Source organism: Vibrio sp. 1751, assembly GCF_033339895.1.
In the GTDB taxonomy this organism is placed as follows: domain Bacteria; phylum Pseudomonadota; class Gammaproteobacteria; order Enterobacterales; family Vibrionaceae; genus Vibrio; species Vibrio alginolyticus.
The window spans coordinates 1-8,850 of record NZ_JAWOVM010000125.1 but is presented as its reverse complement, the minus strand read 5'-3'; the positions used below and the strand labels follow the sequence as shown (position 1 = coordinate 8,850).

Genomic DNA, 8,850 nt, shown 5'->3' with positions numbered 1-8,850 from the left:
GATTCCTATCAACCTACAGCCAGTAATGAATCACTGGTAGTAATTAGTGCTGATCTCTCATATGCTTAGAGGAACTCCTAGTGAGTTCCTTTTTTACACCAGAAACGGAGAAAGCCATGAAAGAAAGCCATTTTTTCGCCCACCTGGCTCGAATGAAGCTGATCCAACGCTGGCCTTTAATGCGGTCCGTCTCACCAGAAAACGTTTCAGAGCATAGCTTACAAGTTGCTTTTGTCGCTCATGCCCTTGCCCTAATTAAAAACAAAAAGTTCGGCGGCAACCTTAATCCAGAACGCATCGCTATTCTTGCCATGTACCATGACTCCAGCGAAGTATTAACGGGTGATCTTCCAACTCCAGTGAAGTATTACAATCCTGAAATTGCCAAAGAATATAAGAAGATAGAATCGGCAGCGGAACAAAAATTACTCTCCATGTTACCGGAAGAGTTCCAAGATGATTTTGCCCCCTATCTTCTTTCTCACTCTGCACACGAAGAGGACGCAAAAATCGTTAAGCAAGCCGATTCCATCTGTGCCTATTTAAAATGTCTTGAAGAACTAAGCGCCGGCAACCATGAGTTCGCTCTGGCAAAAAAACGCTTAGACGTCACTTTGCAAGAACGCAAAACGCCTGAAATGGATTACTTTCTCAATACCTTTGCCCCAAGTTTCGAATTATCGTTAGATGAAATCAGTTAGCTTACGGAGATAATCGTGTCGTTTGAATTACACCCGCAATGGCAAGAGCGCCATGATGATGAGCATAAAATCCGTCGAGACGACCATCGGAGCCCGTACCAACGAGACCGAGCGCGCATTCTTCACTCGGCTGCATTTCGACGCCTACAAGCAAAAACCCAAGTACACGGCAATAGCTTGGAAGACTTTCACCGCAGTCGGTTAACACACTCCTTAGAAGCGTCGCAACTAGGGACCGGTATCGTCGCCCAGTTAAAGAAAAAACAGCCAGAGTTCCGTGATCTATTACCATCAGACAGCTTAATTGATTCATTATGTTTGGCTCACGACATCGGGCATCCTCCATACGGTCATGGGGGAGAAGTCGCTCTAAACTACGTAATGCGCGAACATGGCGGCTTCGAGGGGAACGCCCAAACCTTTCGTATCGTCACTAAGTTAGAGCCTTATACTGAGCATTTCGGAATGAATTTATCACGCCGCACACTGCTTGGTTTGATTAAGTACCCTGCCCTCATTAGTCAAACACGCTCCGTCAAGTTGCCTCAACCAGCCGAGCATCAACGTAAACTAAAAGCAAAAGATTGGAGCCCAGCTAAAGGCATTTATGATTGTGATAAAGACTTATTTGATTGGGTAATTGCACCGCTTTCTGACAACGACAAGGCATTGCTTAGTCTGATGCGTTCAACGCCAGAATCGGAGTTTGAGCACAGTAAAACGCGTTTTAAATCACTCGATTGCTCAATCATGGAGCTAGCAGATGATATCGCCTACGGTGTTCATGATTTAGAAGATGCAATCGTACTTGGTATGGTGACACGTCAGCAATGGCAAGAAGGCGCAGCAAGTCAATTAGCGGACTGTGGCGACCCGTGGTTTGAAGCTCATATCGATTCCATCGGACAGATGCTATTTAGCGGTAAGCACCATGAGCGGAAAGATGCCATCGGTGGTATGGTTAACGCGCTACTGACCAGCATTTCAATCAAAACGGTGGGTGAGCCGTTTAATAACCCGTTACTGTCTTGGAATGCGTGTTTAGAACCACAGATGGCACGTGCACTTGACGTACTCAAGCACTTTGTCAGCACCTTCGTTATCCAAGTCCCGCAGGTCCAGATCGTTGAGTATAAGGGTCAGCAAATTATTATGGATATTTTTGAAGCGTTAACAGCAGACCCAGAGCGATTACTACCCGTTCATACAAAAGATCTGTGGTGTCAGGCGAAGAGCGAGAGCAATAAAATGAGGGTCATCGCCGATTATATTTCTGCAATGACCGATGGTCACGCGCAAAAGCTACACCGCCAACTTTTCTCTTCCATCGTTCTTTAGTAACACTCAACCTTTCAAGTAATTCTTTTCAAAAACGCCCGGAGGCATCTGGGCGATTTGGAATTCGATCATCTTTTCAAAGGCATGCATAAGCGGTGTAAAGTCGCGCTCGGGTTCAAGCAAGCGAAGCGAATGATAACCAGCCTCGACTGTCGATAAGCTATTCTCAGAGGGCGCCTTACGAATGGTGTAGTGCCCTTGTAGTTGCTTAGGCAACTGCACGGTTGGGAATGAATGTAAGTTGCTTGAGAGTTGCCACATTTTGTACGCTTTTTTCCACGTACCATCGAGCAAAATCAAACGTATTTTCTTAGATACACTATGACTCGCTTGAGTGATTTCAGAAATGCATCGTGACTCTTCTGATGGGTAAAGAACAAAATGTTGATATGACTCATCCGCTAATAAGTGATTTAAGACATCATCACAAGAAAAGTCCTCTCCTATCAAACAAATACAGTTATCTAAACTCAAATTGAGAATCCGTGCCGTACCAAGCGGACGATGTTCTTCACTCGTGTGCTGAAGAATGATAAGTTCTACCTCGCTTGCCAGCGGTACAATCCATTGGCAAATACACGCTTTTTGCGATTTTCCACAACGAGAACAATAACGAGACATAGAGTGAACCTTTATACCTTGCTGAGTATTATCAGCGTGATCTGTTTGATACTTCAATTTGAACCAATGGCAAACCTAACCGAGTGGCACAGCTACAATATACGCCATGGTGAATGGTGGCGAATCGTAACAGGAAATCTCACACATACCAACTTTGCGCACTTAGGAATGAACCTCGCCGGATTGTGGATCATTACTTTTATTTTTCGCCCAAGCACTCGTAACTTCCTTATCGTTTTTTCAATCTTATGTGCATGTGTTGGTGCGCTGAATTTGTTTACCAACATGTCGGTATACGTGGGTTTATCCGGCGTATTACACGGATTGTTTGGATTTTGGGCGCTCAGAGAAGTCTTTGAAAACAGAAGAAGCAGTGTGTTGTTAGTCGGAGGGCTAATCGCCAAAGTAGCATGGGAGCAGGTCTATGGCCCATCAAGCAGTACTGCTGAACTTATCGGTGCAAACGTTGCTATTGATGCTCATATGTTTGGCGCACTCGGTGGGTTAGTGATGGCTTTACTGGAAAAAGGCCTTCGCCGTCGTTTATTCGGATAAAAAATCCCGAACCACGAAAGAGGGGCTGGTTCGGGAAAGCAGTAATAGGGAAGCAGATATTGTTCTGAATTCAGACTCAATATCTGCAATACATCAAGCTACAGTAAAATGCGGTCTTCGTTTTTCTTAACTGTCGCTTCACCAATGCCTTTTACGCTCTTCAAATCTGCTGCCGTTTTAAAAGGGCCATGTTCCTCGCGGTAGTCCACTATACTCTGCGCTTTCTTCTCACCTATACCTTTCAACATGGTCGCAATTTCTTCAGCAGTGGCCGTGTTGATATTTACAGTAATTTCAATTCCTTCATATTTGTCAGTGGCTGAATCCGCAGCCATGCTAAAAGGTGCAAAAACAAATAAGCACAATGTCAAAATCCATTTCATATTGAACATACAATCTCCAAAATAGTAGGCTAAAAACAGTCGTCGAGAGCGAGTCACTATCAAGTTTGCAATGGAAAGCAATATGGTTATGCATTTAACAAACTGAGATGACCCGGAATTCACAACGGCCGCTATCACTTAAACGCGCACTAATTTAAGTAATGCCTATTGATGATTGAAGTTCATAAAGACAAAAATAAAACGGACCGCTTATGCGGTCCGTTTTATTCAACATACAAATTACACTAATTGTGCTTAGTTGCTCACAACAAAGTACTCAATGTCAGTATTTGCACGCAGTACGGCTAGTACAGATGATAAATCTTGCTGAGAAGATGCACGCTGCATTTGCATCGCAACTTGATCTTCTAACTCACTATCTAGCTCTGCGTTTACAGCATCAAGCTCGATGATAATGATGTTACCTTCAAGATCTTTAGACTGACCGTATACTGGTTTACCATCGACTGGTTTTGCCATCGCGAATACCGTTGTTGCTAACGGAGAACGACGATCTACTGTCTCTTGTTCACCAAAGGCAAGATTGTTTTCAGCAAGCACGTTCGTCTTACCTTCTTTCAATGCCGCAACGACTTGTGTTCCAAGTTCCATCGCTTCTTGCTCACCTTTAACACGAGATAGCTCTGCAACAACCTGATCTTTCACTTCTTCTAGTGGAAGAACTGTCTCGTCACGCGCATCTTCAACACGAACAACGATAATATGCTCAGGCGCAACTTCGATAGCTTCAGAGTTTAGGCCATCTTCTTTAACTTCAGGACTTAGGATAGCTTGCATTACCGCAGGGCTACGAAGCACTTCAGGTGCATCAACCTGAGAAATAAAGTCCGTTGTCTTCACTTCTTGGTTAACCGCTTGAGAAGCATCATACAATGAGTCTGGGTATTCAAACGCTACGCGCTCAAGCTCATTTTGCAACTCGTAGAATTGATCGATCGCTTGTTGGTCGACCATCTCTTGTTTGATTTCAGCAGCGACTTCTTCAAATGGCTTCGCCACAGAATCTTTTAGCTCTTCAAGCTTGATAATGTGATAGCCAAAGTCCGACTTTACTAGACCCGACGTATCGCCAGGATTCTTCAGTGCGAATGCCGCTTCTTCAAAAGCAGGGTCCATCACATCACGCTCAATCCAACCTAGGTCACCACCGTTTTCAGCGCTGCCAAAATCGTCAGATTTCTCTTGAGCAAGCGTCGCAAAATCTGCACCCGCGTTTAGCTCATCTAGGATAGCTTGCGCTTTTGCTTCATCGTCCCCTTCTACAAGAATGTGAGCGACACGTCGTTGCTCTTCTGAAGAGTATTTGTTTAAGTGCTCGTCGTAGTACTTTTTCACCTCAGCATCAGAAACATTAACTTGTTCCTTTAGCGCTTCAGCTGACAGTTCGATGTAAGAGACTTTAACCTGCTCTGGGCGTGTAAAGTTGTCTGGGTTTGCTTTGTAGTACTCTTGAATTTCTTCGTCGGTCAATTCAATATTTTTCGCAAACTCCGCTAAGTCGATCTGAATCGTGCGAATATCACGAGTTTGAGTGAACAGCTTGCCTTCTGCTTGTACTTCACCCGGCAGAATAAATTCACTGTTTTGTAGCGCATTCAGCAGTTGCTCACGAACCAATTCACGACGCATGTACTCAGCAAAAGAGTCTGGCGAAAAGCCTGCACGACGCAAAGAAGCTTGATAGATCTCTTGATCAAACTGACCATTAGATTGGAACTGAGGCATGTCTAGAATCATGCTACGCACTTGAGTGTCGCTGATTCGCAGACCCAAAGCTTCAGCTTGTTGGTCAAGCAACACGTCATTGATCATTCGATCTAAAACGGATTTGCGGAAAGATTCAACATATGCAGGGTCAGCCAGCATTTGAGAGAAGTAGTCACCCAACTGAGCTTGCATACGGTTACGCTCATTTTGGTATGCCATCTCGAACTCACCACGAGGAATCTCAGTGTTACCGACTTTCGCTGCAGAGTTGTTGCTACCACCAACGATGTAGCTACCTACACCTGCAAATACGAAAGACAGGATGATAAGTCCAAGGATAATTTTGACCGCGATGCTATTCACGCCTTCGCGTAGTCGATCCATCATAATTTAACTGCTCTCCACAATTGAAGCCTACTGCTTCTATCTAATAGAAATAATGGCGCAATAATATCAGAAAAAGAAATGCGCATCAGTATGATGCGCATAATTTAAGAAAGTTCGGCTCGAAGTTTGTAAATTTTTGTTCGAAACTTATTGTTTGAGCAAAAGTTAAGCAAATGGCCGGTTACAGAAATAACGCCGTGATTAGTTACAAGCGTCTTTCAGTGCTTTACCAGCTTTGAAAGCTGGTACTTTTGCTTCTGCGATTTGGATTTCTTCACCAGTTTTTGGGTTACGACCAGTACGTGCAGCACGAGTACGAACGCTGAATGTACCAAAGCCAACTAGAGCGACTTGATCACCAGATTGAAGAGTTCCGCTTACTGCTTCGATGAATGCATCTAGAGCACGACCCGCTGACGCTTTAGAAATATCTGCATTTTCTGCGATTTGTTCTACTAACTGAGTTTTATTCACTGTAATTTCCCCTTTGTGTCATCTGTGATTATTTTTGTGATGACTTTCGTTCCATTGTTAAGAAAATATGCTCCACCCCTTATTCATCAAGGGCTGGCAGCTATCGAAACTAACTTAGCGCCCAAAAAAAACGCTGACAAGCCTTTTTGGGCTTATCAGCGTAAACTTTTACTTATTTTTGCTACACATCACTATTTTTGAGACTCAAACTCAACGCCCGTCGGGTCTCGCTCTAGTGCGACTTTCAGTACTTCATCAATCCACTGTACAGGGATAACTTCCAGATCCGCGATAACATTATCAGGAATCTCTTCCAAATCACGCTCGTTATCTTTTGGAATTAGCACTGTCTTAATGCCACCACGGTGTGCCGCAAGTAACTTCTCTTTTAGGCCGCCGATAGGTAGAACCTCACCACGCAGTGTGATTTCACCCGTCATCGCTACTTCTGCTTTCACAGGGTTGCCTGTTAGAGAAGAAACCAATGCTGTACACATTGCTGTACCCGCACTTGGGCCATCTTTTGGTGTCGCGCCTTCCGGGACGTGTACGTGAATATCTTTCTTCTCGTAGAAGTCAGTATTGATACCTAGCTTTTCTGCACGAGAGCGAACCACTGTCATTGCTGCTTGGATAGACTCTTGCATCACATCACCAAGAGAACCCGTTTGTGTCAGCTTACCTTTACCTGGCATTGATTGAGTTTCAATCGTTAATAGATCGCCACCCACTTCGGTCCAAGCTAGGCCAGTTACTTGACCAATTCGGTTACTTTCATCCGCTTTACCGTAATCGAAACGTTGAACACCTAAGTACTCTTTTAGGTTGTCCATCGTTACCGTTACTGACTTGATGTCCTTATCCAGCAAGATGTTCTTCACCGCTTTACGGCAGATCTTAGAAATCTCACGCTCTAAGTTACGGACACCCGCTTCACGCGTGTAGTAACGAATGATGCCAATAATCGCAGAATCTTCAATGACGATCTCATCCGCTTTCAAGCCATTACGCTTCACTTGTTTATCAACAAGGTGACGTTTTGCAATGTTCAGCTTCTCGTCTTCGGTGTAACCAGATAAACGAATAACTTCCATACGGTCTAACAATGGACCCGGGATGTTCATCGAGTTCGATGTCGCAACAAACATAACGTCAGAGAGATCGTAATCCACTTCTAGGTAGTGATCGTTGAACGAGTTATTCTGTTCAGGATCAAGTACTTCTAGTAGAGCCGATGCCGGATCACCACGCATATCGGAAGACATTTTGTCGATTTCGTCCAATAAGAACAGCGGGTTCTTCACACCAACCTTCGACATCTTCTGGATCAATTTGCCTGGTAATGAGCCGATATAAGTACGACGGTGACCACGAATTTCCGCTTCATCACGCACACCACCCAACGCCATACGAACATACTTACGGCCTGTAGCTGAAGCAATTGAACGACCAAGAGACGTTTTACCTACACCAGGAGGACCAACAAGACAAAGGATAGGACCTTTTAGCTTGTTGATACGGTTTTGAACAGCCAGGTATTCAAGGATACGTTCTTTGACGCGTTCTAGACCGTAGTGATCTTCATTAAGAACCTCTTCTGCTTTCGCTAAGTTTTTCTTAACTTTTGAGCGCTTAGCCCAAGGAACGCTGACCATCCAATCGATGTAGCTACGAACCACTGTTGCTTCAGCAGACATTGGAGACATCATCTTAAGCTTTTGCAGCTCTTGCTCTGTCTTTTCACGTGCCTCTTGAGGCATTTTTGATTCGTCAATCTTCTTCTGTAGCGTTTCGAACTCGTCTGGTGCGTCTTCCATCTCACCAAGTTCTTTCTGAATCGCTTTCATTTGCTCATTCAGATAATACTCACGCTGAGATTTTTCCATTTGCTTTTTAACGCGACCACGAATTCGTTTTTCAACTTGCAGCAAGTCGATCTCTGATTCCATCTGGCCCATCAGGAATTCCAGACGCTCAGTGACGTCAACAATTTCAAGCACTTGCTGCTTATCCACCAACTTTAACGGCATATGAGCCGCAATGGTATCCGCTAAGCGTGCGGCTTCGTCGATACCATTAAGTGACGTTAGCACTTCTGGTGGAATCTTCTTGTTTAGCTTAATGAACCCTTCAAACTGATTAATCGCGCTGCGAACAATCACTTCTTGCTCACGCTCATCCAATTCTGGCGTAACAACAAATTCAGCTTCCGCTAGGAAAAAGTCACTCTCTTTAAAGTGATTGATTTTTGCTCGCTGCTGGCCTTCGACCAATACTTTTACTGTGCCATCCGGAAGCTTCAAGAGCTGGAGAATGGTGGCTACCGTACCTACGTCAAATAGGTCGTCAACCGTAGGCTCGTCAGTATCCGCTTGCTTTTGTGCCACAAGAAGAACTTGTTTGTTGGTTTCCATCGCCGTTTCTAGACAGCTAATCGATTTCTCACGACCAACAAACAATGGAATAACCATGTGTGGGTAGACCACTACGTCACGTAGAGGTAGTACCGGGATCTCGATACGCTCGGAACGTTCCAAGTTCATATAATTCTCTCTTCCGCTTTCACGTTTAACGTATTACTTAAGGCAGTATATGGGGGCTAATTGTTTGGATTCAATAAGAGAAATAAAAAAAGGAGGTAATTACTTACCTCCTTTTTCATT

The 8,850-nt window shown here is 44.3% G+C and carries 8 protein-coding genes; 3 read left to right on the top strand and 5 right to left on the bottom strand.

The window, feature by feature from the left end; genetic code table 11:
• The first annotated feature begins 116 nt into the window (after nucleotides 1–116).
• The gene (gene yfbR, locus R7041_RS21645) at nucleotides 117–701 is read left to right on the top strand and encodes a 5'-deoxynucleotidase (protein WP_062730721.1); all 585 of its coding nucleotides are present in this window, start codon (nucleotides 117–119) and stop codon (nucleotides 699–701) included.
• A gap of 15 nt (nucleotides 702–716) precedes the next feature.
• Nucleotides 717–2,039, top strand: a complete 1,323-nt coding sequence (locus R7041_RS21640) for an anti-phage deoxyguanosine triphosphatase (RefSeq protein WP_206949640.1) — start codon at nucleotides 717–719, stop codon at nucleotides 2,037–2,039.
• 6 nt (nucleotides 2,040–2,045) lie between these two features.
• Here the strand turns inward: R7041_RS21640 and R7041_RS21635 are convergent, their stop codons facing one another.
• On the bottom strand, nucleotides 2,046–2,660 hold the full coding sequence (locus R7041_RS21635; protein WP_206949639.1) for a tRNA-uridine aminocarboxypropyltransferase: 615 nt from the start codon (nucleotides 2,658–2,660) through the stop codon (nucleotides 2,046–2,048).
• A gap of 3 nt (nucleotides 2,661–2,663) precedes the next feature.
• Between R7041_RS21635 and rrtA the strand changes: the two genes are divergently transcribed.
• Entirely contained in the window at nucleotides 2,664–3,215 is a 552-nt protein-coding gene (rrtA, locus tag R7041_RS21630) for a rhombosortase (protein ID WP_206949638.1), read from the top strand.
• 98 nt (nucleotides 3,216–3,313) lie between these two features.
• On the opposite strand, the gene R7041_RS21625 is transcribed toward rrtA, so the two are convergent.
• The 4 genes from R7041_RS21625 to lon all read right to left on the bottom strand — a co-directional run bounded on the left by R7041_RS21625 (nucleotide 3,314) and on the right by lon (nucleotide 8,730).
• Nucleotides 3,314–3,598, bottom strand: coding sequence for a ComEA family DNA-binding protein (locus R7041_RS21625; protein WP_031777211.1), 285 nt, complete (start codon nucleotides 3,596–3,598; stop codon nucleotides 3,314–3,316).
• 255 nt (nucleotides 3,599–3,853) lie between these two features.
• Nucleotides 3,854–5,713 carry a peptidylprolyl isomerase gene (ppiD, locus tag R7041_RS21620; protein ID WP_005382334.1) on the bottom strand — a complete coding sequence of 620 codons (1,860 nt, stop codon included), beginning with the start codon at nucleotides 5,711–5,713 and terminating at the stop codon, nucleotides 3,854–3,856.
• A gap of 201 nt (nucleotides 5,714–5,914) precedes the next feature.
• The gene (locus tag R7041_RS21615) at nucleotides 5,915–6,187 is read right to left on the bottom strand and encodes an HU family DNA-binding protein (protein ID WP_005382341.1); all 273 of its coding nucleotides are present in this window, start codon (nucleotides 6,185–6,187) and stop codon (nucleotides 5,915–5,917) included.
• A gap of 191 nt (nucleotides 6,188–6,378) precedes the next feature.
• A complete protein-coding gene (gene lon, locus R7041_RS21610; RefSeq protein WP_005382343.1) occupies nucleotides 6,379–8,730 on the bottom strand; it encodes an endopeptidase La in 2,352 nt (783 codons plus the stop codon).
• Nucleotides 8,731–8,850 lie beyond the last annotated feature (120 nt).

What these genes read in the sequence shown, in the direction of transcription:
- yfbR (WP_062730721.1), top strand. Translation starts at nt 117, where the DNA reads ATGAAAGAAAGCCATTTTTTCGCCCACCTGGCTCGAATGAAGCTGATC.
- R7041_RS21635 (WP_206949639.1), bottom strand. Translation starts at nt 2,660, where the DNA reads ATGTCTCGTTATTGTTCTCGTTGTGGAAAATCGCAAAAAGCGTGTATT.
- R7041_RS21625 (WP_031777211.1), bottom strand. Translation starts at nt 3,598, where the DNA reads ATGAAATGGATTTTGACATTGTGCTTATTTGTTTTTGCACCTTTTAGC.
- ppiD (WP_005382334.1), bottom strand. Translation starts at nt 5,713, where the DNA reads ATGATGGATCGACTACGCGAAGGCGTGAATAGCATCGCGGTCAAAATT.
- lon (WP_005382343.1), bottom strand. Translation starts at nt 8,730, where the DNA reads ATGAACTTGGAACGTTCCGAGCGTATCGAGATCCCGGTACTACCTCTA.